This is a genomic window from Pontibacillus litoralis JSM 072002, assembly GCF_000775615.1.
GTDB lineage: Bacteria > Bacillota > Bacilli > Bacillales > BH030062 > Pontibacillus > Pontibacillus litoralis.
Map to the genome: position 1 here is coordinate 1 of NZ_AVPG01000096.1, position 227 is coordinate 227.

Annotated in this window: 1 rRNA gene; it reads left to right on the plus strand. The window is 52.0% G+C overall.

Annotation, left to right across the window (positions count from 1 at the left end):
* Nucleotides 1-227 (plus strand): 16S ribosomal RNA (locus N784_RS15890); the annotation flags it as partial.

Genomic DNA, 227 nt, shown 5'->3' on the forward strand with positions numbered 1-227 from the left:
GATGATGTGGATTAATTCGATGCAACGCGAAAAACCTTACCTAGCCTTGACATGCCAGGAATCCTGAAGAGATTTGGGAGTGCCCGCAAGGGAATCTGGACACAGGTGCTGCATGGCTGTCGTCAGCTCGTGTCGTGAGATGTTGGGTTAAGTCCCGCAACGAGCGCAACCCTTGTCATTAGTTGCTACGCAAGAGCACTCTAATGAGACTGCCGGTGACAAACCGG